The sequence below is a fragment of the Streptomyces sp. NPDC022552 genome (assembly GCF_055561875.1).
This window is the reverse complement of the sequence record NZ_JBVHGJ010000026.1, coordinates 12,168-36,580: the sequence shown is the minus strand read 5'-3', so window position 1 is coordinate 36,580 and position 24,413 is coordinate 12,168. Positions and strand designations below refer to the sequence as shown.

The window sequence follows — 24,413 nt, the reverse complement described above, 5'->3', positions numbered from 1 at the left end:
CCCGTCGAGCGCATGATGCGCGACGCCAAGATCACCCAGATCTACGAAGGCACCAACCAGGTCCAGCGCATCGTCATGGCCCGCAACCTCCCGTAGGACGCAGGCACGAGAAGGGCGCCCCTCCGAAGTCCGGGAGGGGCGCCCTTCTCGTGTCCGTACGGCTCGGGTCAACGGTCCGACGTGACCGTGACCTTCTCGTCGTTCTGGATCTGCGAGACCAGCTGCTTCACCTTCGGCATGTCCCACTTCAGCGAGCCCTGCGGGGCGCTGCCCGAGATCGGGATGTTCATCGACTTCCCGTCACCGCCGCTGATGCCCTTCATCGCGAAGAACATCTTGCCGAGGTCGTAGAGCGACATGTCCTTGTCCACGATCAGCGTGTCCAGTCCGGCGCCCAGCGTCGGGTAGAGCGTGAACGGGTTGAGGATCGTGCCCGGCGTCGCCGCCTGGTTCGCCAGGGCGGAGAGGAACTTCTGCTGGTTCTTCGTCCGCGCGAGGTCCGACTCGGCGAACGCGTACCGGGTGCGGACGAAGGCGAGGGCCTGCTCGCCGTTGAGGGTCTGCTCGCCCGCCTGGAAGTCGGCGCCGGACTTCTTGTCCTTGAAGCCCTTCTCGATGTTCATCTCGACACCGCCGAGCGCGTCCACGATGTTCGCGAAGCCGGCGAAGCCGATCTCCGCGTAGTGGTCGATGCGCAGCCCGGTGTTGAACTCGACCGTGCGGACCAGGAGCTCCGGTCCGTCCATCGCGTAAGCCGCGTTGAGCTTGGAGCCGCCGCGCGCCCCGTACTTCTTGCCGGACTCCGAGCCGACGAAGGACGGGATGGTGACCCAGGAGTCGCGGGGGAGGGAGATCATCGTGTTCCCGCTGGAGCAGGCCGCGAGGATCATCATCGAGTCGGTCCGCTTGCCCTCGGCGGAACCGGTGTGCAGCTTCTTCTTCTCCTCGGCCGACATGCCCTCACGGCTGTCGGAGCCGACGATCAGATAGGTCGTGCAGTCGCCCTCGGCCGGCCGCTCGATGACCTTGGAGAGATCGACCTCGTTACGCATCCGGGAGCTGGCCCAGGCGTAGGTGCCGATGCTCCAGCCGAGCAGGGCGACGACCAGGACGATGGAGCCGATCTTGATGCGGCGGCGCCAGTCCGGGGCGGGCCGGCCGGCCGGCTGCGGCGCGTACCGGGGGTCGTGCTGCGGCGGTACGGTGCCGCGGCCCCCGCCCTGCTGCCCGCCGCCGTAGACCTGGCCGGTGTTGTAGCCGCTGTCGTACCCGGTGGCCTGCTGCTGGGTGAAGTTCGGGTCGTAACCCTGGCCCTGGTCGTACCGCGGGTCGTACTGCGGCTGCTGAGGGACCTGCGGGCGCTGTACATGGCGCATCCGGCGAGCGCCCTCGGGCTGCGAGTTCGCGCCGCCGCGGCCGAATCCGCTGTCATCGGGCCAGTCATTCATGCGGACCAGTGTGCAGGCCGCCGCCCGGGGGCCGACAGGGCGGGTGGGGATTCGGGGCGGCGCTGTTGCGAAGCTGATGCAAAGGGGACGAGGTCGGGACCCGGCATAAGGTGGAGGGCATGACAGACCAGGCCCAGCGCACGGACCGCCCGGAGGAAGACATTCCGGGCAAGCTCACCTCCGCGTCCCGCACCACTCTCAGCCACATCATGACGAGCCACGACACCAACCTCCTGGGCACGGTGCACGGTGGCGTGATCATGAAGCTGGTGGACGACGCGGCGGGCGCCGTCGCGGGCCGCCACTCGGGCGGGCCGGCCGTGACCGCGTCCATGGACGAGATGGTCTTCCTGGAGCCGGTGCGCGTCGGCGACCTGCTGCATGTGAAGGCGCAGGTCAACTGGACCGGCCGGTCCTCCATGGAGGTCGGCGTGCGGGTCATGGCCGAGCGCTGGAACGAGTCCACCCCCGCCCAGCAGGTCGGCTCCGCCTATCTGGTCTTCGCGGCGGTCGACGCCGACGGCAAGCCGCGCCGCGTGCCGCCGGTCGTCCCCGAGACCGAGAAGGACAAGCGCCGCTACCAGGAGGCCCAGATCCGCCGCACCCACCGACTGGCCCGCCGCCGCGCGATCAAGGAGCTGCGGGAGCGCCGCGCGGCGGAGGGCTACGAGGACTGACCGGGCCCCTGGGGCGCCCGCGCCCCGGCGCCCGGGAGGTGGCTCACGAGCAGACCACCCGGTCGCCCGTGACCGCCTCGAAGGTGCCGGTGGGCTTCTCCTCCGGCCGTACCGGTGTGACGCTCTTGTAGTCGAGACCGGCCACCACCCGAAGCGTCCTGCCGCGCCCCTTCACCGGACGCAGCTCCGCGCCCGGCAGCGCCGCCGCCAGGGACTTCGCCGAGCGGTCCCAGCGCGGGTCGTACTCCACCAGCGTCCGCCGCACCTCCGGGCCCTCCCCGGTGCGCGGCGCCCGCGTCGTGTCGAACCCCGTGGCCCGCAGGGCGTCGTCCACCTTGCGGCCCAGACCGTCCGTCCGCGTCCCGTTGTAGACCTGCACCCGGATCGTCTTCGGCGCCACGTCCACCACCTTCCCCCTCGGCCGGTCCTTCGCCCCGGCCTTCGCCCCCGCCGGCGCGAGCGGCCGGTCGTCGCGCAGGGCCTGGAAGAGCTTCTGCGCCTTGGGGGCGTCCCACTTCACCGTCGAGCCGATCCCCTTCACCGGGAAGCTCACGTCCCCGAGCGGTACGGAGACGAACTCCGACGACGCCGGGTCGAAGCCCCGCATCGCCTTGGCGAGGCCCAGCAACTCCTCCGTACCGAAGCCCTGGTCCGCCCGGACCGAGCCGAGCATCGTCGTGGACACCTCCCGGAACCGCACCGGGTTCAGCAGCACCCCGCTGCTCGTCACCCGGTCGATCAGCGCCGCGAGGAACCGCTGCTGGCGCTGCATCCGGCCGATGTCCGCCGCCCCGTCGACATGGCGCGCGCGCACGTACTGCAGCGCCTGCCCGCCGTTCAGCTGATGCGGCCCGGCAGCCAGGTCGAGGCCGGTGTACTTGTCCTTCATCGGCCGCGCGGTACAGATCTGCACCCCGCCGACCGCGTCCACCGTCTTCATGAAGCTGGTGAAGTCGACCTCCAGATAGTGGTCGATCTTGATACCCGTCATGTTCTCGACGGTCCGGACCGTCAGCCCCGGCCCGCCCTCGGCGTATGCGGCGTTCAGCTTCACCGGGTGCGCCTCGTGCCGCTTCCCGGTGTTCGTGTCGACATGCGCGGGCATCTCGGCGTACGAGTCACGGGGCAGGCTCACCACGCTCGCCCGCTCCCGGTCCTCACTGATGTGCACGAGCATCACGGTGTCCGTGCAACGACAGGGCGCCCCGCCCAGCCGGTACGCCGTGCGCTGCTTCCTGGTGAGGTTGTCCCGCCCGTCCGTGCCCACGAGCAGCACGTTCATGCCGTGCCCGCCCTGGGGGCGGTTCTTCATGTCCTTGAACGGGTCGACCCGGTCGATCCCGGTGTCCAGGCCGGTGACCAGCGCGTGGCCGATCCCGCCGGCGCCGAGGACGAGCACGGAGAGGGTCGTCGCCATCCGCATCCCCCACCGGGGCCGCTCGGCCCGTCTGACGCGGCGAGCCGCCGGTACGGGACGGGCGGCCGGCCTGCGGCGGGGCGCGCGGGGCGGTGTGGGCACCGGGGGACACCTCCGCGGGTGGGACAGGACAAAGGGAGCCGTGAGCACCGTAGGCCCATACGATCAGCGCAAGGGTGCGGCGGTCCGCGTGACGCGCTTCGTGTCCCCCATTCGCGGTAACGTGGCCGCCGATACTGCTGTCTCCCGGGGCGCGACCCCCGGACCCCCGAGGATTCCATGCAGCCCCCCGTCTCCGTGATCATGCCGGTCCTCAACGAGGAACGGCACCTGCGCAACTCGGTCCGTCACATCCTCGAGCAGGAGTACGACGGCGAGATGGAGGTGGTGATCGCGCTCGGCCCGTCCACGGACCGCACCGACGAGATCGCCGCCGAGCTCGTACGAGAAGACCCGCGGGTCCACACCGTGCCGAACCCCACGGGCCGCACGCCCGCCGCCCTCAACGCGGCGATCAAGGCCTCCCGCCACCCGATCGTGGTGCGGGTCGACGGCCACGGCATGCTGTCGCCCAACTACATCGCGACCGCCGTCCGCCTCCTGGAGGAGACGGGCGCGCAGAACGTCGGCGGCATCATGCACGCCGAGGGCGAGAACGACTGGGAGCACGCGGTCGCCGCCGCGATGACCTCGAAGATCGGCGTCGGCAACGCGGCCTTCCACACCGGCGGCGAGGCGGGACCGGCCGAGACCGTGTACCTGGGCGTCTTCCGCCGCGAGGCACTGGAGCAGCAGGACGGCTACAACGTCGAGTTCATCCGCGCGCAGGACTGGGAGCTGAACTTCCGGATCCGCGAGGCGGGCGGCCTGATCTGGTTCTCGCCCGAGCTGCGCGTCCAGTACCGCCCGCGGCCGAACGTGCGCGCGCTGGCGAAGCAGTACAAGGACTACGGCCGCTGGCGCCATGTCGTGGCCCGCTACCACCAGGGCTCGATCAACCTCCGCTACCTCGCCCCGCCGACCGCCGTCTGCGCGATCGCGGCCGGCGTGGTGGTGGGCGCGGCCCTCACCCCGCTCGGTTTCCTGATCCCGGCGGGATACCTGGCCGCGATCACCGCGGGCTCGCTCCCGGCGGGCAAGGGCCTCCCGCTGAAGGCCCGCCTCCAGATCCCGGTGGCCCTCGCGACGATGCACATGTCCTGGGGGTACGGCTTCCTGACGAGCCCGCGTGCCCTCGCGAGGAAGGTCATCGCGAGCCGCCGCCCGTCGGTGCCCACCGCGAAGGTCTGACGCGTCCGTCACGCACACGGCGACGGCCGGGCCCCCGAGGGGCCCGGCCGTCGCCGTCTTCGTACGCCGCGTGCGCGGGAGCGTCAGCTCTTGCCGTCCCACTTGTAGACGCTGTAGACGTCCATGCAGTCCACCTTGTCGTCCGCGCCGTCCGGCAGGTCGCCCGCCTCCGTCTTCGGCTTCTCGTACGTGGTGCCCTGGCGCCAGTCCGAGCCCACGACGAGCGTGATGCTCTCCGCCTTGGCGTCCGCGCGGACGGCCGAGTCGGGCAGCCCGAGCGCCTTGGCCACGGACAGCGCGTCCGCCTTGCCCTGATCGCCGTCCGCCTTGGGGTACTTGACCACGGTGTCCTTGCGGGCTTCGGCGGCCTTCGAGGACTCCGCCTCGGTGAAGCCCTTGCCCTTCAGGGTCTGGGCCAGCGTGCCGGCCCGGCCCTCCGTGGGCGGCAGGCCGTCCCCGCTCGTACCGTTGACGACCGTGACGTCGAGCGTCGCGGGCGCGGCCGCGGTCGGGCCCTTCGGCTTCGCGGAGGCGGACGGCTTGGCGTCGGCCGGGTCACCGTTCTTGTCGAAGGCCACGTCGTCGCGGAGCATCGACCACATCTTGTCGGCGGCGCTCTGCACCAGGACGAGCTTGTTCCGGTCCTGCGACCACTCGGCCGTGGGGACCGTCGCCGTCGTGAGGCGGTCCAGCTTCACGTTCTTCAGCTGCATCGACAGGTCGAAGAGCTTCGACACCGATTTGATCTCGTCCGAGACCTGGAGGGCCTGCGTGGCGGTCTCGGCCAGACCCATGAGGCGTCCGGTGTCGGTCCAGGCGTTCTGGCTCTGGAGCTTCTCCATCATGCCGTTCATGTACATGTGCTGGGCCTTGGCGCGGTTCTGGTCGCTGCCGAACGCGTGCCGGGTGCGCAGCCACTGGAGGGCCTGCTCGCCCTTGACCTCGGTGGTTCCCTCCTTCAGCTTCAGGCCGGAACCGCCCTTCTGCTGCCTGGTCGACTTGTCGTGGACGCCGGTCTTCACACAGACCGGAACGCCGCCGACCTCATCGGCCATCGCGACCACACCCGCGAAGTCGACCATCATCCAGTGGTCGATGTAGACGCCGGTGAGGCTCTCCCATGTGGTGAGGGTGCAGCCCGGGCCGCCGCGCGAGAGCGTCTCGTTGATCGGTCGGTTGGTCGTCGCGGCGTACGGCGTGCCGTTCTCGTCCTTGCACGCCGGGATCGGGACGACCGTGTCCCGGGGGATCGAGATGATGCTGGCGTTCTTGCGGTCCGCCGAGATGTGGAGCAGCATCTGCACATCGGCGAGCGGCTTGCGGTCCCGCTCGTTCTTGCCGCCGCCGAGCGCCACGTTCCTGGCGTCGGCGCGGCTGTCGGAGCCGATCAGCAGGATGTTGAGCGGAGTGTCGCCGAGCGCGTTCGGCGCCGCCTTCTTCACACCGCTGTCGCCGCCTGCGCGGCTGCCGCCGCGCAGGTTGTTGTTGAGGTGCTGGTAGTACAGGTAACCGGCCGCCGCCGTGCCGAGTATCAGGAGCGACAGGGTCGCGGCGACCCAGCGCAGCACCTTGCGTTTACCGCTCTTCCTGGCCCGTCTGCGCGGCCCTTTGCGCCGGTGGTTCGCGCGGCCTTCGCCGACGCCCCCGCCGCTCGCGCCGCCGCCGGCCCGGTCCTCGGCACCCTCGTCCCCGCCGGCGCCGGATGCGCCGGTCGTCGACGCGCCGCCCCCGGACCCGCGGCGCCCGGCCCCTGCGGACCTGGCTCCGTCGGACGTGGCTCCGGTGCGCGAGGTCCCCTCGGCCTCGTCACCGTAGAGCGTCTCGTCCCAGCCCAAATCACGGGCGTGCGGAACGCGTCCCCGCGTCCCCTCCCCACGCACGCTGTTCTGTCCCACCCCTGGTCCCCTCGTCTCAGGAATGCGCCGCGGCCCGGTGTTTCCGGGTCACTGGGCGCACACCTTCTTGTCTGCGGTCTGCGCACCCTCCGGCGCCTTTGCCGGACCGGTGATGGGCACCCCCGCCCCCTTGAAGTCGGAACCGAGGACGAGCGTCATGGGCGCGAGCTCCTCGGCGTCCTGCGTGCCCGGCTTGAGCGCCGTGGCGGGCAGACCCATCAGGTCCGCCAGCTTGCGGGCCTGATCGGCCTGGTTCGGTGCGTACTCGAGCGTGGTCTTCGCCGCCTTCTCGGGGGCGTTGCTCTTGTTCGTGGACCTCGTGACGCCCTGCTCGACCTGAAGCCAGTTGATCGTCGACTGGGCGGCGCCCTGGATCCCGCTGCCGTTGTAGACGTCGACGCGCACCTCGCGCGCCGTGGACCGGTCGCCCTTCAACAGGGCGGCCTGGGCGTTCTTGGCGTCCTGCTGCTTCTTCTTCACCTCGGTGAGCGAGATGTCGGACTTCAGGTTCGCGAAGAGCTGCGGCGCCTTGACCGGGTCGGGCACCACCGTCGCCTTGATCTTCTCGGCCGGGTTGTCGATGACCGGGAGCGTCGTGAACGTGATGTTCTTCGCGTCGATCTTGGCGAGCTCCTCGCCGAGGGACTTGAGCTTCCCGATGCTTCCTATGCCGGAGTCGACGGTCAGCGCGTTGGTGGCCGCCTCGGCGAGGTCGAGCAGCTTGCCCGGACTGGTCAGGGTCTCGTCCGACTTCATCTGCCGGATCATCGAGCTGAGGAACTGCTGCTGGACCTTGATCCGGTCCAGGTCGCTCTCGTTGCCGAAGCTGTGGCGCGTACGGACGAAGGCGAGGGCCTGCTCGCCCTGGATGGTCGACTCGCCGGCCGGCAGGTCGAGCTTGGAGTCCTTGTCCTTGACCGGCTTGACCAGACAGACCTTCACACCGCCGACGGCCGTGGTCAGCTCCTTGACGGCGTTGAAGTCGGCCATCATGAAGTGGTCGACGGTCAGCCCGGTGAGCTTCTTGACCGTACGCATCGTGCAGCCGGGGTCACGGTCGGACTGGCCGAGGCTGACGTTGAACCGCTCGTCGGCCTGGCCCGGGATGGTCTTGATGGTGCCGTCCGGCATCTTCGTCTGGCACTCGGGGATCTCGGTCTTCAGATCGCGCGGGATGGACATCGCCGTGGCGTTCGTCCGGTCCTTGGAGACGTGGAAGAGGATCGTGGTGTCGGCGTGGCCGGGGCTGTTCTTGTCGCCGTAGCCCTCGTTGCCGTCACCGGTCCGCTTGTCCGTGCCGATCAGCAGGATGTTGACGGCCTGGTCCTTCTTGAAGCCGGTGCTCTCGGCGCCGACCACGTCGACCTTGTTGATGTTCCCGTTGAGGTGTTCGTAGTACGCGTACACGCCCACGCCGCCGGCCACGAGGACGAGCGCCATCGTCCCGCCGGTCCACAGCAGGACCTTCTTCTTGCGGGACTTCGCGGGCTTGCGCTTGCGGCGGCCCGGGCCCGGCTGCGGCTGCCCGCCGCCGGGACCCTCGGGGGCACGACGACGGCGCTGGCCGGGGACGGGTGCCTCGGTCGGCGTCCCGGTCGTACGGGAGCGCCGGTCGGTGCGGGAGCCCTCGGCCGAACGGGAGCCCTCCCCGGATCTCGGGCCCGGAGTGGTCGCGCCGCGGGGATGGGACTGCGGTGCCGACTGCCCAGCGGAGTGGTTCAGTCGCAGTTCGTAGTTGCCCGTCCGCGGGTTGAGGACCCACTGGTCGGCGGGGTCGATCTCATCCGCCTGTCCACGGCTGTGCGCGTCCACGGTTACTTGAATCCTCCGTCGGTGCCACGCGAGGCGCCTCCCCCGGTGGGCGCTCGGTCGTTCGATCCGTTTAGTGCGCGACCACGAGGTCGGAAGCACCGGATCGCGTCACACTATCCGCCCAGTTCAACGTGGGGCGACGTCCGTGACAAATTCCACGCCCCTTACAACTGGGCAATTTGCCCAAACCCCTTCTGCCACCCTCTTCCCCTCCAACTCCTTGGACGCTCCTTTACTCACCCCCCTCTAGGCGCACGCGCCATCCGCCGCGTTGCGGCCCGCGAAGGTCGGTGTCGGTACGGGATTCGGGGAGTTCGCGGAGGCGCGCTCCTCGGTGTTCTCCCCGGACTCCACGGTGACGGGCCTGTCCTCGCGCAGCCGCTTGAAGAGCTGACTCGCAGCAGGTTGTACGAGTTCGTCCCGGTTCGCGTTGTACGAGTACGGCCGTCGAGGCACCGTGAGGAACTGCACCTTTTCCGTCGGTACCGAACGCATCGACCGTGCCAGGTCGTACAGATCCCGCAGCGAGTCGAGACCCGGATCGGTCGTGATCGACTTCGTCGCCGCGTCCAGGACGGGGTAGAGCCGGGTCGGATTCAGCAGGACGCCGTTGCTCTGCACCTTGTTGACCAGGGCGCCCAGGAACTGCTGCTGGCGGTCCATGCGTTCCGTGTCGCTCCCGTTGCCGAGCGACTTGCGGGCCCGTACGAAGCCCAGTGCCTGCTCACCGTTGAGCGTCTGGCGCCCGGCGCGCAGCCTCAGCTTGGCGTCCTTGTCGTCGATCGGCTCCCGCAGGCAGATCTCGACGCCGTCGACGGCGTCGACCATCTTCTTGAAGCCCCGGAAGTCGATCACCATGTGGTGGTCGACCCGGACCGAGGTCAGCCGCTCGACGGTACGGATCGTGCAGGCCGTGCCGCCGATCTCGAAGGCCGAGTTGAACTGGGCGAATTGTTCACGTGTGCGCGTTCCGTCCGGAGTGCGGCAACTGGGCATGGTCACCATCAGGTCGCGCGGGATGGAGACGGCCGTCGCGCTCGACCGCTTCGCCGCGATGTGCAGCAGGATCGTGGTGTCGGAGCGCTGGGTGCCCTTGTCCTTGCCGTACTTGGTGTTGCCCGCGCCGGTCCGGGTGTCGGAGCCGATGAGCAGGATGTTCTGCGCGCCCATCGCCACCGCGGTGGGCCGCTCCTTCTCGTACTCGAGCAGTTCGGCGGCGGCGTCGGTGTCGGTGGTGATGTTGCCGTCGAGCTTGCGGTAGAGCCACCAGCCGACAGCCGCGGCGGCGAGGACGACGACCGAGACCCCGAGTGCCGTCCAGCGCAGCCAGCGGCGCTTGCGCGGGGCCTCCGGTTCGGCGGGCGTGCCGGGACTGTCCGTCACGTCTGAGTCCATCCTTCGCGGCGTCGGCGGCGCGCCCGGGGCGGCCGCTCGAAGAGTAGGACGGCCGAACCAGACGCCTGGTTGTGCGGGAGGGGGGTGCGTACCCGCCGATCATGTCCCGGAGTTGACGCCCGGACCCGAGGACTCGGCGAGTCGGTGCGCCATACGGGTGGAACGTCAGCGGCTTGCCCTGCGACGACGCGCCCTCCTGCGGCGCTTCTCGGGGCGCCGGCCCACGCGGCGACCGCCCCGCGGTGTTTCATGGGGCGCCGGCCCACGCGGCGGCTCGCCCCACGAGGCCACGCCGCCCGGCCGCGGGTTCCCGTGCGGTCGGTCGCGCGCCGCGGCCGTGCGCCGGCTTCCGGTCATGTGCCGTCCGTCACGCGGCGGTCGTCGTGACGCGTTCGCTCTCCACCCGCTTCTCGAGCGCCTCGGGCGCCAGCAGGTCCAGGTTCCGGCACAGGACGACGGAGCCGCCCGCCGCCAGCGGTGCGTACAGCCCGGCGGAGAGCCCGTCCCACGTGTCGTACGAGCGCCCCGACAGCAGGCGCGACCCAGCGGTGAGGCCCAGCTCCTCGGCGTCCGCGCGGGCCCGCTCGACGAGCTGGGCGCCCGCCAGTTCCGTACCGCCCACCAGGAGAGCCGGGGCATCGGCGTCCACCGGGACGAACGGGGCGAACCGGTCACCCTGGCTCGGCACCTCGACCGCGTAGTCCGCGTACCCGGCGGGCGCGGCCGGGAAGCGGCGGCCCAAAGGCGCGAGGGAGAGCGCGATCCGGTCTCCCGAGCAGGCCAGGCCCGCATCGAGCGTGTCCGGTCCCGCGACCACGTAGTCGGCGTCGGCCGGGTCCCCGCCGAACTCCGCGGTCACGCCGACGGACGAGCAGGCGAGCAGCCAGACCGCGGTCTGCCAGTGCGCGGGCAGCAGCAGCGCGAGCCGGTCGCCGGGGGAGGCGGACAGCTCCCCCTGGAGGAGATTGGCCGTCTTGGCCACCCAATTGGCGAAGGTGGCCACGGACAATTCGACGCGCTCACCGGTGGCGTCGTCGTAGAAGGTGACCAAGGGGCGGGCGGGGTCCGCGGCGAGCGCGGATCGCAGCAGGTCGGCGGGGGTGCGGTCGCTGGCGTTCACGCGGGCAAGGGTACGCGGGGAGGCGTGCGGGGACCCCCCGTACCGGTGACGCCGTCCTCCGGTCGGACCGACGAGCCGTCAGTTTCCGTGCCCGATTCCGCCGAGCGGAACCCGCCGGGCCTACCGACGATCGCCTCATGCGTGCCTACCTCGCCACCTCCATCGCCGTCACGTGCGCGACGGCGCTCGCCCTTCCGTTCTCCCTCGCGACCCCCGCGGCGGCGCTGCCACCAAGCGCGCCCGCCGCGCCCACGGCGCCACCCTCCGTGGATCCCGGCGCCCGGGAAGCGGCGCCACCCGCCGCCGCCTCGGAGGCCGACGTCGCCGGCTCCACACAGTCCCTGCCGCTCGCTCCCCTCGGCGACGGTCGCCGGGCCATCGGCGGCGCCGGTGCCGCCGGCGGAGCGCAGGGCCTGGCCCGACGGGACGTCAGACCCTTCTCCCTCGTGGGCGTCGTCTGGGACGACGCCCAGGCCCACCTCCACGGCACGGTCCAGGTCCGCACCCGGGCGACCGGGAGCACGGAGTGGTCCGTGTGGCAGGACGTGGAGATCCACAACGACGATCACGGAGCCGATCCCGGCACGCCCGAGGCCGCGTCGGGCGCGCTCCGAGGAGCCACCGCGCCGCTGTGGGTGGGCGACTCGGACGGCGTCGAGGTCCGCGTACAGCCGGACCGTCAGGACGACATCGCGGCGGCGGTGGCGGAAGCCCTCCCGGAAGGGCTCCGTATCGAGCTGGTCGACCCCGGCCCGCAGCCGGCCGCGGACCCGGGGCCCGAGCCCCGCGCGGGGATGGCCCATGGGGCGCGGGCGGTGCACCGGGCGCCGACCGTCGAGGAGGCGGCGGCCGCCTCCGTGAACGCCCAGCTCGCCTCGGTCGGTTCGGCGGCGATCCCGGCCGCCGCGGCGAAGCCGTACATCGGACCGCGCCCGAAGATCATCACGCGCAAGGGCTGGGGTGCCAACGAGCGGCTGCGCGAGAAGGGATTCGTCTACACCAAGGCGGTCAAGGCGGCGTTCGTCCATCACAGCGCGACGGGGAACAACTACACCTGCAAGCAGGCGCCCTCCGTCCTCCGCAGTATCTACCGCTACCACACCCAGAGCAGCGGCTGGCGTGACTTCGGCTACAACTTCGCCGTCGACAAGTGCGGAAACATCTACGAAGGCCGCGCCGGGGGCGTGGCCAAGCCGGTCCGCGGCGCCCACACGCTCGGTTTCAACACCAACAGCATGGGCATCGCCGTCCTCGGCACCTACAGTTCGACGACTCCGCCGGCCGCCGTCGTCACCGCCGTCGCGAGACTGACGGCGTGGAAGCTCGGGCTGCACGGGGTGAATCCGAAGGGAAAGACGACACTCGTCTCCGCCGGCGGGAAGTACAAAAAGGGCAAGAAGGTCAAGTTCAACTCCATCGCGGGACACCGTGACGGCTACTCCACGGCCTGCCCCGGCGCCCGCCTCTACGGCAAGCTCGGCACCGCGCGCACCGCGTCCGCGAAGTACCAGGGACGGTGATGCGGCCGCCGGTCCGACCATCTGCATAAACTGACCGGTCATATCGCCCGGACGAGCGAACGAAACAACGTGACGGGCGATGAGACCGGCCCCGGACAGGAAGCAGAGACGACAGGTGACAGAAGCGATCCTCCTGGTCGGTGGCAAGGGCACACGGCTACGCCCGCTGACGGTGAACACCCCGAAGCCGATGGTCCCCGCGGCGGGTGTGCCGTTCCTGACGCACCAGCTGGCACGGGCCAGGGCCGCGGGTGTCGAGCACGTGGTGCTCGCCACCTCGTACCTGGCCGAGGTCTTCGAGCCGTACTTCGGGGACGGCTCGTCGCTGGGGCTCAGCCTGGAGTACGTCACCGAGGAGGAGCCGCTCGGCACGGGCGGCGCGATCCGCAACGTCGCGTCGCGCCTGCACTCCGGCCCGGACGACCCGGTCCTCGTCTTCAACGGCGACATCCTGACCGGCCTGGACATCCAGGCCCTGGTCGCCACGCACGACTCCTCGGGCGCGGACGTCTCGCTCCACCTGACCCGGGTCGACGACCCGAGGGCGTTCGGCCTGGTCCCGACGGACCCGACCGGGCGGGTCACCGCGTTCCTGGAGAAGCCGCAGACTCCCGAGGAGATCGTCACCGACCAGATCAACGCGGGGGCCTATGTCTTCCGCCGCTCGGTCATCGACACCATCCCGGCCGGCCGCCCGGTCTCGGTGGAGCGGGAGACCTTCCCCGAGCTCCTCGCCACGGGAGCGCATCTCCAGGGCCTGGTGGACTCCACGTACTGGCTCGACCTCGGCACCCCGCAGGCGTTCGTGCGCGGCTCCGCGGATCTGGTCCTCGGCCGCGCTCCGTCCCCGGCGGTCCCGGGCCGCTGCGGCGACCGCCTGGTCCTCCCGACGGCTCGAGTGGCCGCGGACGCCAAGCTCACGGGCGGCACGGTCGTGGGCGCGGACGCGGTCGTCGGCGAGGGTGCCCGCATCACGGGCTCGACGCTCCACGCGGGCGCGGTGGTCGAACCGGGCGCGGTGATCACCGACTCCCTGATCGGTGCGGGCGCCCGCATCGGGGCCCGCACGGTCCTGACGGGCGCGGTCATCGGAGACGGCGCGCAGGTGGGCCCGGACAACGAACTCCGCGAAGGCGTCCGCGTCTGGTGCAACGCGACGCTCCCCGCGGGCGCGATCCGCTTCTCGTCGGACCAGTAGCCCCCGTAGCGGGCCATCACCCCGCCACCCACCCACCCCACACGTGACGTCGCTCTGCCGTGCGCGGCACCCCCGTGCACCCGGTGCGCTTCGCGGGCGGTGCCCTTCGCGGGCCCGCCCGCCACAGGGCCCGCCCGGCACGGGGCGCGGCGTCCGCCCCGTGCGCCCGGTGGCCACCAGGGCTGCGCCCGTCAGGCCCGCTCGCACGGTGGCCCGGATACGCTCATAGACATGGCCGGCCGCTTCACACCCCCCACCCGCACGACCCCCACCACCCGCACCACCGTGCGCGGTGGCCACGTCCCCGTACCCGCCTCGCGGAAGCCCGGCCCCGTGTCCGGGGCGGCGCGCCGCTGGGCACCCGCCGCGCCCACCGACCTCGGCCTCACCCTCGGCCCCCTCCGCCGCGGCCCCGCCGACCCCACCTTCCGTACGACCCCCGACGGCTCCGTCTGGCGCTCCGCCCGCACCCCGGAAGGCCCCGGCACGCTCCGGGTCGCCCTCCGCCAGGGCACGGCGGAGGCCGAGGCCTGGGGGCCAGGCGCGGACTGGCTCCTCGACCGCCTCCCGCAACTGCTCGGCGCCGAGGACGACCCGGACGCCTTCACCCCCCGCCACCGCCTCCTCGCCGCCACGCACCGCGCCCGACCCGGCCTCCGGCTGACCCGCACCGGCCTGGTGATGGAGTCGCTGATCCCGTCGATCCTGGAGCAGAAGGTCACCACGGACGAGGCGTACCGCGCCTGGCGCCTGCTCGTGCGGAAGTACGGCGAGCCCGCCCCCGGCCCCGAGGGCCACGGCCTCCACGTGATGCCCGACGCCCGCACCTGGTCGCTCATCCCGTCCTGGGAGTGGCACCGCGCGGGCGTCGACAACAAGCGCGCCGCCACGATCCTGCGCGCGGTGAAGGTCGCCCGCCGCATGGAGGAGGCGGCGGCCATGGATCCCGAACCGGCCCAGCAGCGGCTGGAGTTGATTCCCGGGATCGGTCCCTGGACGTCGGCCGAGACGATCCAGCGCAGCAACGGCGCCCCGGACGCGGTGTCCGTCGGCGACTACCACCTTCCGTCGATCGTCGGGTACGCCCTCGCGGGCGACCGGACCACCGACGACGCGGCGATGCTCGAACTCCTCGCCCCGTACGCGGGCCAACGCCACCGCGCGGCCCGCCTCATCCTCCTCAGCGGCCGCGTCCCGCCGCGCCGCGCACCCCGGATGACCCCGGGAAACATCGCTGCGCTCTGAGGCCGGCGCGCTACCGCACCTGGATGAACTGCGCCGCCTGTCGCGCCGGCCTGTCCTTCGGCGGCGCCGCGGCGTGACCCACGGCCACCGCGCCCATCGGGTCCCAGTCGGCGGGGAGCCCGAGGACGTCCCGTACGACGTCGCGGCAGAACATCGTCGAGGACACCCACGCCGAGCCCAGCCGCTCACCCGCCAGCGCCACCAGGAAGTTCTGGACGCCCGCGCCCGTCGCGACCACGAACATCTCGCGTTCGGCGGCGTCGCGCCGCGGGTCGCCGTAGTGGTGCGAGCCGTCCATGACGAGGCAGGGCACGACGAGGTACGGGGCGTTCCGCAGCACGTCGCCGCGGCGGACGCGCTTGGCGACGGACTCCTCCGACCTGCCGTCCCGGCGCAGGTCCGCGATCCACGCGTCGCGCATCGCGTCGAGGAGCCGGGTGCGTGAGGACTCCGACTCCAGGAGCACGAACCGCCACGGCGTGGTGTGGTGCGGCGCCGGAGCCGTGACGGCGGCGGCGACGGCACGCCGTACCGCGCCCGGGTCGACCGGCTCGTCGGTGAACTCCCGGACGGTACGCCGCAGGGTCACCGCCTCCCGGATCGCCTCGGAGGTCCCGAGCCGGAACATGTCGTCGGCGGCGCCGCGCACCAGGGCCCGGGCGCCCTCGTCGGCGGACCCGTCCACGACGTGCGGCAGGCCACGGACGACGGCGACCGGGAGCCCCTTCGCCTTGCCCTTGACCAGGTCGCCCGCGGCGGCGAGCTCGTCGGCGGTGGCGACGACCGTCGCGCTGAGCGGGTTGCCGTACGCGTCCGTGCCGCCGCGCAGGTCGTCGAGGACGCGCACGCCGGCGGCGCCGATGGCCACGTCGGTGAGACCGCTGCGCCACGGCCGCCCGAAGGTGTCCGTGACGACGACGCCGACGTCGACGCCGAGCGCGTCGCGCAGCCCGTCCCGTATCGCGCGTGCCGAGGCGTCCGGGTCGAGGGGCAGCAACAGGACGGTGCCGGCGGGGGTGTTGGAGGCGTCGACCCCGGCCGCGGCCATGACGAGGCCCTGCCGGTTCTCGACGATCCGCAGGGCGCCGCGCCGTGCCACCACCCGTACCGTCTCGGCGTCGATCGCGTCCTCCCGGTCGTCGGCGGCGATCACCCGCCCCTCGGCCTTGCTCACGATCTTGGAGGTGACGAGCAGGACGTCCCCGTCCACGAGACCGGGGGAGGCGGAAGCGATCAGCTTGGCGAGATCGTCCCCATCGCGAACCTCAGGCATCCCCTCAAGCGCCCAGACCCGATACCCACCCGAGCCGAAGCCGTCCGTACCCGAGCCCCCCGGCCCGAAGCCCTCCGCGCCGAGGCGGCCCGCCTCAGCGCCGCCCGTCGCAGAGCCCTCCGCGCCGGAGCCCTCCGTACCTGAGCCGTCCGCCCCGCCGTCCGCAGGACCCCTCATCCCCGGACCTCCTCCGCCAGCGCCAGCGCCTCGCGCGCCATCGCCGCCGTCGCGTCCAGGTCCGTCATCATCAGCGGCACCGCCCGGCAGCGGATCCCCGCCGACTCGACGTCCTCGACGACGCCCGCGTCGACCGTGTCGACCAGCCATCCGTCGAGCAGGCCCGAGCCGTAGTGCAGCGCCACCGCAGCCGCCGTGGACTCCACGCCCACCGCCGCGAGGACCTTGTCGGCCATGCCCCGCACGGGCGCGTCGCCGACGATCGGGGAGAGGCCGACCACCGGCACGTCCGCCTCGGCGATCGCCTCGCGGATGCCCGGCACGGCCAGGATCGTGCCGACCGAGACGACCGGGTTCGACGGCGGGAAGAGGATGACGTCCGCCTCGGCGATGGCCTCCAGGACACCCGGTGCGGGCTTCGCGGCCTCCGCGCCGACGGCCACCACGGCCTGGGCGTCCACGGACGCCCGCAGCTTCACCCAGTACTCCTGGAAGTGCACGGCCCGGGTCTCGCCGTCCACCTCGATGGCGACGTGCGTCTCGACGCGGTCGTCGGACATCGGCAGCAGCCGCACCCCCGGCTGCCAGCGTGCGCACAGCGCCTCGGTCACCGCGCTGAGCGGATAGCCGGCGCCCAGCATCTGCGTACGGACGATGTGCGTCGCGAAGTCGCGGTCGCCGAGGCCGAACCACTCGGGCCCCACCCCGTACGCCGCGAGCTCCTCCTTCACCGTGAAGGACTCGTCCTCACGGCCCCAGCCCTGCTCCTCGTCGATGCCACCGCCGAGGGTGTACATCACCGTGTCGAGGTCCGGGCAGACCTTCAGCCCGAAGAGATGGATGTCGTCACCGGTGTTGCCGACGACCGTGATCTCCGCGTCCGGCGCGGCCTGCTTGAGGCCGCGAAGGAAGCGGGCACCACCGATACCACCGGCCAGAACCACAATGCGCATGCGGACAGTCTGTCAGGCGCGGCCTGATCCTTTGAGGGGTGGTGGGCCGGGCGGCGGCAGGGCCTGTCAGGCCGGCACGACATCGTGGGGCGCGGGGGCGCACTGCGCCTGGCGGGACTCGTGCATGGGCATCTCAGTGAGGCCGGGGTAGTAGACGTGCAGGCTGACCGCCGGTTCGAGGGAGTCGTTGACGACCTCGTGGACGTACCCCGGTGCGAAGACCCGCGTCGCACCCCCGTCGAGCTTCCGGATGCCCCGCTCCGTACGCTCCGTCAGTTCGCCCTCCAGGACGGTCAGTACGCCGGAGGAGCGGCCGTGGTCGTGGAGGCCGCTGCCCTGGCCAGGCACCCAGGAGAGCAGCCAGACCTCGTAGCCGGGTCCGGTGCGCAGCCGGTGGTACCAGCGCGTGGTGGCGTCGTACTCGACGTGCGGGGCCCACTGCGCGCGGTCGGCGGCGATGGAGCGGGCCAGGCCGACGAAGTCGGCCACGGTGGCGGGGTGCTCGCGGGCCGGCTGCAGGAGGTGCTGGACCTCGAGGATGTCGCCGGCGATCTGAAGGTCGCTGTCGCTGTTCATGGGTGCGGTGGTTCCTCGGCAGTAACAGAAGTCGTGGCGGGGGTCACGCAGAAGTCGTGCAGGGAGGTGGTGCGAGGGGCCGTGCAACGGGTCACGCGGGGCAACGCGGGCTACGCGGAGAGAAGGCGCTGGAGCTCGGGGGCATCAACAGCTGGAACAGCAACAGCAACAGCGCGCCTGGACAGCGCTGCGGTACCCACGGGCGTGGGTCGCGGAGGGCGCTGAGGTCGCTGGCATGGCATCAAAGGTGACGGGAGGGCCACCCGACTGTCAACTCAATGCCCGTTTTGGGGGTAATGTTTCACCTCATCCGGTTACAGCGTCCGGAGAAAGGTTTGTGCAGCCGCTGACCGGGACACATGGCGCAACAGCCGTGTCCGTAAACGCGGCTGGGGTCCCGTGATCAGACTGTGATCCGGATCGCTTCCGCGGTGGGATCGCAACAAGATCCACGCTTCGGGCGTCTCCCTCCGTGAGAGGGGACGGTGTGGCCAGGCCAGTGGCATGTGTCAGGTTTTTGGTGATTTGAACACTTTCCGCATAGCCTTGGTTCCGCAGAGTGAATACCGGGCCCAATAGCAGATTCCGGCTTGACTCGCACAGAGCACGAACTTGTAATTTCACTCGTGTCGTTCGACCGGAGTCGGTAACGGCAACATCACGGGGACGCAAAGAACAGACGAGGGGCGCACATGACCGAGTTGTTCCAGGAACTGCTGGTCGAGGACGCGGACGAGGAACTCGGCTGGCAGGAGCGCGCGCTGTGCGCCCAGACCGATCCCGAGTCCTTCTTCCCCGAGAAGGGCGGCTCGACCCGCGAGGCCAAGAAGGTCTGCCTCGCCTGTGAGGTCCGCTCCGAATGCCTGGAGTACGCCCTGCAGAACGACGAACGATTCGGTATCTGGGGCGGTCTGTCGGAACGCGAACGCCGTCGCCTGAAGAAGGCGGCCGTCTGACCGGCGTCCCACCCGCCGAACCACGCACACCCGTACACATCGAACGGTCCGCCTCCTGTGCTCTGTCCACAGGAGGCGGACCCTTTTCTTGGCAGCCGTTAGTGTGGGGCCCCGTCCGAGACGTACCCACGCCCCCCGCGGGCGACCCCCGGCCGGAGGGCCCGTACCTCGATGTCCTCAACTCCTGAGTTTCCGCGACACGTCGTCACCGCCGTGCTCGTCGCCCATGACGGCGCCCGCTGGCTGCCGGACGCCCTCGCCGGGCTGCTCGCCCAGGAACGACCCGTGCAGAACGTCGTCGCCGCCGACACCGGCAGCGCCGACGACTCCGCGCAGCTGCTCGCCGACGCGATCGGCGCCGACCGCGTGCTTCACCTCGCACGCCGTACGGGCTTCGGTGCCGCCGTCGAGGAGGCCGCCCGCACCGCGCCCGTGCTCGGACCCGAGGAACTCACCTATCTCAAGAGGCCCAGTGGCTGGGACCCGGTCAGCAGGACCTGGAGCGACGACGCCTACGACCTGCCCGAACTCCCGCACGGCGAGCCCGTGCAGTGGCTCTGGCTGCTCCACGACGACTGCGCCCCCGAGCCCGACGCCCTCGCCGAACTCCTGCGCGTCGCCGACTCGGACGCGTACGCGGCCGTCGTCGGACCCAAGCTCCGCGGCTGGTACGACCGCAGGCAGCTGCTCGAAGCCGGCGTCTCCATCGCCCGCAGCGGCCGCCGCTGGACCGGCCTCGACCGGCGCGAACAGGACCAGGGCCAGCACGACCAGGTCCGCTCCGTGCTCTCCGTCTCCAGCGCCGGCATGCTCATCCGCCGCGACGTCTTCGAGGAGCTCGGCGGCTTCGACCGGCGCCTGCCCCTGATGCGCGACGACGTCGACCTGTGCTGGCGCGCCCACGCCGCCGGCCACAGCGTCCTCGTCGCCCCCGACGCCGTCCTGCGGCACGCCGAGGCCTCCGCCCGCGAACGCCGCACCGTCGACTGCGCGGGCCGCTCCGTGGCCAACCCGCACCGCGTCGACAAGGCCGGCGCCGTCTACACCCTCCTCGCCAACAGCCGCGGCGCCGCCCTGCCGTACGTCCTGATCCGGCTGATCCTCGGCACCCTGCTGCGCACCCTCGCCTACCTCGTCGGCAAGGTCCCCGGCCAGGCCGTCGACGAGGTCATGGGCCTCTTCGCCACCCTGCTGCGCCCCGAGAAGATCCTCGCCGCGCGCCGGCGCCGCAAGAACCCCGCGGTGCCCGCGAGCGAACTCCGCGCGCTCTTCCCGCCGCCCGGCGCCACCGTCCGCGCCACCGCCGAACAGATCGTCGCGAACTTCGGCGGCTCCGACGCCGATTCCGGCGGATCGCGCCACGGCGCGGTCGAATCCGGACCCGGCGGCGACGACGCCGACTTCCTGGAGATCGAGCAGTTCGCCCGGCTGAAGAAGATCGCCCGCAAGCCCGGGCCCGTCCTCTTCGCCCTGCTCCTGATCGCCTCCGTGGTGGCCTGCCGCGGCCTGTACGGCGGCGGCGCGCTCGCCGGCGGCACCCTGCTGCCCGCCCCCGACACCGTCTCCGAGCTCTGGGGACGGTACGCGGACAGCTGGCACGCCCTCGGCACCGGCGGCACCCAGACCGCACCGCCCTACCTCGCCGTCCTGGCCGGACTCTCCGCCCTCTTCCTCGGCTCCACCTCCTTCGCGCTCACCGTGCTGCTCGTCTGCTCGGTCCCGCTGGCCGGCTTCACCGCCTACTTCGCCGCCCGGCCGATCGTCGAGTCCCCGCTGCTGCGCGCCTGGGGTGCCATCGCGTACGCCTTCCTGCCCGCCGCCACCGGCGCGCTCGCCGCCGGCCGCCTCGGCACCGCCGTCCTCGCGATCCTGCTCCCGCTCATCGCCCGCGCGGCCGTCGCCGCCCACGGCCTCACCGGCGGCCCGGGCGGTGCACGCGGCAGCTGGCGCGCCACCTGGGCGTACACCTTCCTGCTCACCTTCACGATGGCGTTCACGCCGATCGTCTGGCCGCTCGCCGTCGTCCTCGGCATCGCCGCGCTCGTCCTGCGCCGCGACGACATCACCGCCTACGGTCTGCGCTTCCTGGCCACCGTCGGCACCCCGCTCCTCGTCCTCGCGCCCTGGTCGCTCTCCCTGCTGACCAGCCCCTCCGCCTTCCTGCGCGAGGCCGGACTCGACATCCGTACGGGCACGGCCTCCGCCCTCGACCTGCTCGGGATCAGCCCAGGCGGCCCGGGCACCACCGGCGGCCTCCTCCTCATCGGCATCGTGCTCGCCGCGCTGGCCGGACTGCTGCGCGAAGAGCGCCGGTTCGCCGTCGGCGCCGCCTGGACCGTCGCCCTCGTCGGCCTCCTCTTCGCCGCGCTCTCCAACGGAGCGGGCGGCACCGGCTGGGCGGGTCCCGCCACCCTCGTCTACGGCGCGGCGCTGCTCGCCGCCGGCATGATCGGCGCCGAGTACGGACGTACCCGCGTCGCCGCGCACGGCTTCGGCTGGCGCCAGCCGGTCGCCGCGCTGATCGCGCTCGCCGCCGCCCTCGGCCCGGTCGTGGCGGCCACGGGCTGGATGATCGCCGGCGCCGACGGCCCGCTGACCCGGCGCGATCCGGTCCAGGTCCCGGCGTTCGTCGCCGAGGAGAGCGACACCGACGACCAGCCCCGCACCCTCGTCCTGGGCGGCACCTCGCCCGGTGAGGTCTCGTACACCCTGGTCCGCGGCTCCGGCGGCCGTCTCGGCGACGCCGAACTGGCCGCCGCGGGCGGCGGTGACGCACGCCTGGACAAGGTCGTCGCGCACCTGGTGGCGGGCTCGGGCGCCGACCAGACCGAGGAGCTCAGCGGCTTCGCGATCCGTTACGTCCTCGTCCGGGACGGGGCGCCGCGCCAGATGAGCCGCGTCCTCGACGCCACCCCCGGCCTCAGCCGGCTCAGCCAGCTCGACGGCAGCGCCCTGTGGACCGTCGACCGCGAGCGTGTCGTCGCCCGCGCCACCATCGTCCCGGCGGCGAGGACCACGGACACGGGGAAGACGACCGATGCGACGGCCGATGCGGCGAAGGCCGCCGACGCGGCGGCCACGCCGGTCGCCGTGGCCGCCGGCCCCGTCGAGGCGCACACGAAGATCCCGTCCGGCCCCGCGGGCCGCGTCCTGCGCATCGCCGACCGCGCCGACGAGGGCTGGACCGCCACCCTCGACGGCAAGGTGCTGACGAGGACCACCGTCGACGGGTGGGCGCAGGGCTTCGAACTCCCCGCGAACGGCGGCAAGCTCGACCTCACCTACGACCAGCCGCTCACCCACACCCTGTGGATCTGGGCCCAGGTCGGTCTCGCCGTCGTCCTGCTCGTCCTCGCCCTGCCGGGGCGGCGCCGTGAGATCGACGACGACCTGCCCGAGGAGGAAGTCGCCATCCCCGCCCAGGCCATGGAGGGCGACGGCCGCCGTGCCCGCCGCCTGCGCGCCGCGGCGGAGGCCGAGGCAGCCGCCGAAGCCGCGCAGGAGCAGGGACACCAGGGGCAGGAGCAGGGGCAGGGTTACGAGGACCCCGAGCCCGCTCCCCATCCCGTACCGCAGCAGCAGACCTACGCCGCCGCGGACTGGCCGGAGCAGCACCAGGACCACCAGCAGCCGGACCAGCACCACCAGCCGGACCAGCAGCAGGACCAGTACGCCCAGCAGGGCTACTACGCCCAGCCCCAGCAGTACGCCGAGTACGGCACCGACCCGTACCAGCAGCAGTACGAGCAGTACCCCCAGCAGGGCTACGACCCGCAGCAGTACGAGCAGTACCAGCAGCAGGGGCAGCAGCAGGGCTACGACCAGCAGCAGACGTACGACCCGTACACCTACGGCTACGAGACCGAGCAGCGTCCCGACGGGAGCAGCAACCAGTGAAGCGCCCCACCCTCTCCCTGATCGCGGTCGCCACCGCCCTCGCCGCCGTCACCGGCTTCGCCGCGCTGACCGCGCCCGACGGCTCCGCGACCGCAGGGGCCAAGGCCCCTGCGAAGCTGCCCGTGGAGCGCTCCAGCCTGCTGTGCCCGGCGCCCACCACCTCCGAGGTGGCCGAGACGGACTACACCTCGTACACCCCGGGGGCCACCGGCGGCGGTTCCGCCAAGCCCGGTGCCGCCGCCAAGGCCGAACTCAAGGCCGCCGCGGCCGTCGCCACCCCCGGCGGAACCGCGGCGAAGAAGCCCGCGGCCGGCAAGGCCCCGGCCACCGTCACCGAGCCCGGCAAGCCCGTCGCCGCCGAGGCGAACGGCGGCGCGGCCCCCGCCCTGGCCGGTTCGGCCACGGGCAGCCTCGCCCCCGGCTGGACGGTCCAGCAGACCACCGTCGTCCCGGCGGGCGGCGCGCGCGGCGTGCTCGGCGTCACCTGCACCGCCCCCGACACGGACTTCTGGTTCCCGGCCGCCTCCACGGCCAAGCAGCGCCAGGACTACGTCCACCTCACCAACCCCGACGACACCGCCGCCGTCGCCGACATCCAGCTCTACGGCGCCGAGGGCGAACTCGCGTCGCAGCTGACCGACGGCATCCCCGTCCCGGCCCACTCCACCGTCCCCGTGCTGCTCTCCACGCTCACCGGCGCGGCCCCGGCGGCCGACGTGACCGTCCACGTCACGACCCGCAGCGGCCGGGTGGGCGCGGTCATCGGCTCGGCCGACGACAAGCTCGGCAGCGACTGGCTCCCCGCCGCCGCCGACCCGGCCGGCACCGCCGTCCTGCCCGGCATCCCGTCCGACGCGACCTCGGTGCGCCTGGTGGCGTACGCACCTGGCGAGGACGACGCCGAGCTGAAGATCCAGCTGGTCGGCGAGGCCGGCACGATCGTCCCGGCGAGCGCGGAGGCCCTGCACGTGAAGTCGGGCATGACCGCGGCGGTCGACCTGCCGGACCTCACCCGCGGCGAGGTCGGCGCGCTGCTGCTCACGCCCTCGGACGCCAAGAAGTCCGCCCCGTTCGTGGCCGCCCTGCGCGTCGTGCGCGGCAAGGGCGACAAGCAGGAGGTGGCGTACATCCCGGCCACCGCGGCGATCGCCTCCCGCGCCACCGTCGCCGACAACCGCGCCTCCGGGTCGACGCTCACGCTGACGGCGCCCGGCGCCGCGGCCCAGGTCAAGGTCACCGCCTCGGCCGGTACGGGCGGCGGCACGCCGGTCTCCAAGACCGTCACGGTCAAGGAGGGGACGACGATGAAGGTGACCGAACTGGTCCCGGCCGGGCTCAAGGGCTCCTACGCCGTGACGGTCGAACCGGTCTCGGGCGGCCCGGTCCACGCGGCCCGCATGCTGGCCCTGCCGGACGACGGCATCCCCATGTTCACGGTCCAGACCCTGCTCGACGACCGGGGCACGGTCGAGGTCCCGACGGCGAAGCAGGACCTGTCGGTCCTGGACGACTGAACGCCCGACACCCCAGCGGCCCCCGGTACCCCGTACGAGGGGCCGGGGGT

The 24,413-nt window shown here is 72.2% G+C and carries 18 protein-coding genes; 9 read left to right on the top strand and 9 right to left on the bottom strand.

The features are described 5' to 3' along the window. On the top strand, positions 1–96 hold a 96-nt coding region (locus tag ACZ3OF_RS35615; RefSeq protein WP_157849844.1), incomplete at its 5' end, for an acyl-CoA dehydrogenase family protein. A gap of 71 nt (positions 97–167) precedes the next feature. Here the strand turns inward: ACZ3OF_RS35615 and ACZ3OF_RS35610 are convergent. Beyond that, positions 168–1,448 carry an LCP family protein gene (locus tag ACZ3OF_RS35610; protein ID WP_467308996.1) on the bottom strand — a complete coding sequence of 427 codons (1,281 nt, stop codon included), beginning with the start codon at positions 1,446–1,448 and terminating at the stop codon, positions 168–170. Positions 1,449–1,567: 119 nt separating this feature from the next. Between ACZ3OF_RS35610 and ACZ3OF_RS35605 the strand changes: the two genes are divergently transcribed. Beyond that, on the top strand, positions 1,568–2,125 hold the full coding sequence (locus tag ACZ3OF_RS35605) for an acyl-CoA thioesterase (protein ID WP_260230172.1): 558 nt from the start codon (positions 1,568–1,570) through the stop codon (positions 2,123–2,125). A 43-nt stretch (positions 2,126–2,168) separates the two neighbouring features. Here ACZ3OF_RS35605 and ACZ3OF_RS35600 read toward each other — a convergent pair whose 3' ends face one another. Continuing rightward, positions 2,169–3,644 (bottom strand): LCP family protein, encoded by a 1,476-nt coding sequence (locus ACZ3OF_RS35600; RefSeq protein ID WP_467308993.1) that lies wholly within the window; start codon positions 3,642–3,644, stop codon positions 2,169–2,171. A gap of 177 nt (positions 3,645–3,821) precedes the next feature. On the opposite strand from ACZ3OF_RS35600, the gene ACZ3OF_RS35595 reads away from it, so the two are divergent. Next, the gene (locus ACZ3OF_RS35595; protein ID WP_361681650.1) at positions 3,822–4,832 is read left to right on the top strand and encodes a glycosyltransferase family 2 protein; all 1,011 of its coding nucleotides are present in this window, start codon (positions 3,822–3,824) and stop codon (positions 4,830–4,832) included. 83 nt (positions 4,833–4,915) lie between these two features. Here ACZ3OF_RS35595 and ACZ3OF_RS35590 read toward each other — a convergent pair whose 3' ends face one another. The 4 genes from ACZ3OF_RS35590 to ACZ3OF_RS35575 all read right to left on the bottom strand — a co-directional run bounded on the left by ACZ3OF_RS35590 (position 4,916) and on the right by ACZ3OF_RS35575 (position 11,054). Continuing rightward, complete coding sequence (locus tag ACZ3OF_RS35590) at positions 4,916–6,727, bottom strand: LCP family protein (protein ID WP_361681647.1); 1,812 nt, start codon at positions 6,725–6,727, stop codon at positions 4,916–4,918. A 48-nt stretch (positions 6,728–6,775) separates the two neighbouring features. Then, positions 6,776–8,539: an LCP family protein gene (locus ACZ3OF_RS35585; protein ID WP_361681644.1), complete on the bottom strand. Its 1,764-nt coding sequence runs from the start codon at positions 8,537–8,539 to the stop codon at positions 6,776–6,778. A 246-nt stretch (positions 8,540–8,785) separates the two neighbouring features. After that, positions 8,786–9,922, bottom strand: a complete 1,137-nt coding sequence (locus tag ACZ3OF_RS35580; protein WP_467308990.1) for an LCP family protein — start codon at positions 9,920–9,922, stop codon at positions 8,786–8,788. A gap of 379 nt (positions 9,923–10,301) precedes the next feature. Then, complete coding sequence (locus ACZ3OF_RS35575; RefSeq protein WP_361681638.1) at positions 10,302–11,054, bottom strand: TIGR03089 family protein; 753 nt, start codon at positions 11,052–11,054, stop codon at positions 10,302–10,304. Between the two features lie 137 nt (positions 11,055–11,191). Between ACZ3OF_RS35575 and ACZ3OF_RS35570 the strand changes: the two genes are divergently transcribed. The 3 genes from ACZ3OF_RS35570 to ACZ3OF_RS35560 all read left to right on the top strand — a co-directional run bounded on the left by ACZ3OF_RS35570 (position 11,192) and on the right by ACZ3OF_RS35560 (position 15,017). Continuing rightward, positions 11,192–12,574, top strand: coding sequence for a peptidoglycan recognition protein family protein (locus ACZ3OF_RS35570; RefSeq protein ID WP_467308987.1), 1,383 nt, complete (start codon positions 11,192–11,194; stop codon positions 12,572–12,574). 115 nt (positions 12,575–12,689) lie between these two features. Further along, positions 12,690–13,772 (top strand): mannose-1-phosphate guanylyltransferase, encoded by a 1,083-nt coding sequence (gene manB / locus ACZ3OF_RS35565; protein ID WP_467308986.1) that lies wholly within the window; start codon positions 12,690–12,692, stop codon positions 13,770–13,772. 231 nt (positions 13,773–14,003) lie between these two features. Next, positions 14,004–15,017 carry a DNA-3-methyladenine glycosylase family protein gene (locus ACZ3OF_RS35560; protein ID WP_361681629.1) on the top strand — a complete coding sequence of 338 codons (1,014 nt, stop codon included), beginning with the start codon at positions 14,004–14,006 and terminating at the stop codon, positions 15,015–15,017. A 10-nt stretch (positions 15,018–15,027) separates the two neighbouring features. On the opposite strand, the gene ACZ3OF_RS35555 is transcribed toward ACZ3OF_RS35560, so the two are convergent. From ACZ3OF_RS35555 to ACZ3OF_RS35545, 3 genes are all read right to left on the bottom strand, one after another. After that, positions 15,028–16,467, bottom strand: a complete 1,440-nt coding sequence (locus ACZ3OF_RS35555) for a coenzyme F420-0:L-glutamate ligase (RefSeq protein ID WP_361681626.1) — start codon at positions 16,465–16,467, stop codon at positions 15,028–15,030. Next, positions 16,464–17,420, bottom strand: a complete 957-nt coding sequence (gene cofD, locus ACZ3OF_RS35550) for a 2-phospho-L-lactate transferase (RefSeq protein ID WP_361681623.1) — start codon at positions 17,418–17,420, stop codon at positions 16,464–16,466. Before cofD ends, ACZ3OF_RS35555 begins: the two co-directional genes overlap by 4 nt. Before the next feature lie 66 nt (positions 17,421–17,486). Further along, the gene (locus ACZ3OF_RS35545; RefSeq protein ID WP_361681620.1) at positions 17,487–17,996 is read right to left on the bottom strand and encodes a cysteine dioxygenase; all 510 of its coding nucleotides are present in this window, start codon (positions 17,994–17,996) and stop codon (positions 17,487–17,489) included. A gap of 692 nt (positions 17,997–18,688) precedes the next feature. Here ACZ3OF_RS35545 and ACZ3OF_RS35540 point away from each other — a divergent pair. The 3 genes from ACZ3OF_RS35540 to ACZ3OF_RS35530 all read left to right on the top strand — a co-directional run bounded on the left by ACZ3OF_RS35540 (position 18,689) and on the right by ACZ3OF_RS35530 (position 24,363). Then, on the top strand, positions 18,689–18,952 hold the full coding sequence (locus ACZ3OF_RS35540; RefSeq protein WP_015033978.1) for a WhiB family transcriptional regulator: 264 nt from the start codon (positions 18,689–18,691) through the stop codon (positions 18,950–18,952). Between the two features lie 171 nt (positions 18,953–19,123). Beyond that, the gene (locus tag ACZ3OF_RS35535; RefSeq protein WP_467308982.1) at positions 19,124–22,849 is read left to right on the top strand and encodes a glycosyltransferase family 2 protein; all 3,726 of its coding nucleotides are present in this window, start codon (positions 19,124–19,126) and stop codon (positions 22,847–22,849) included. After that, positions 22,846–24,363: a DUF5719 family protein gene (locus ACZ3OF_RS35530; RefSeq protein ID WP_467308980.1), complete on the top strand. Its 1,518-nt coding sequence runs from the start codon at positions 22,846–22,848 to the stop codon at positions 24,361–24,363. Before ACZ3OF_RS35535 ends, ACZ3OF_RS35530 begins: the two co-directional genes overlap by 4 nt. The last annotated feature ends 50 nt before the right edge of the window (positions 24,364–24,413 follow it).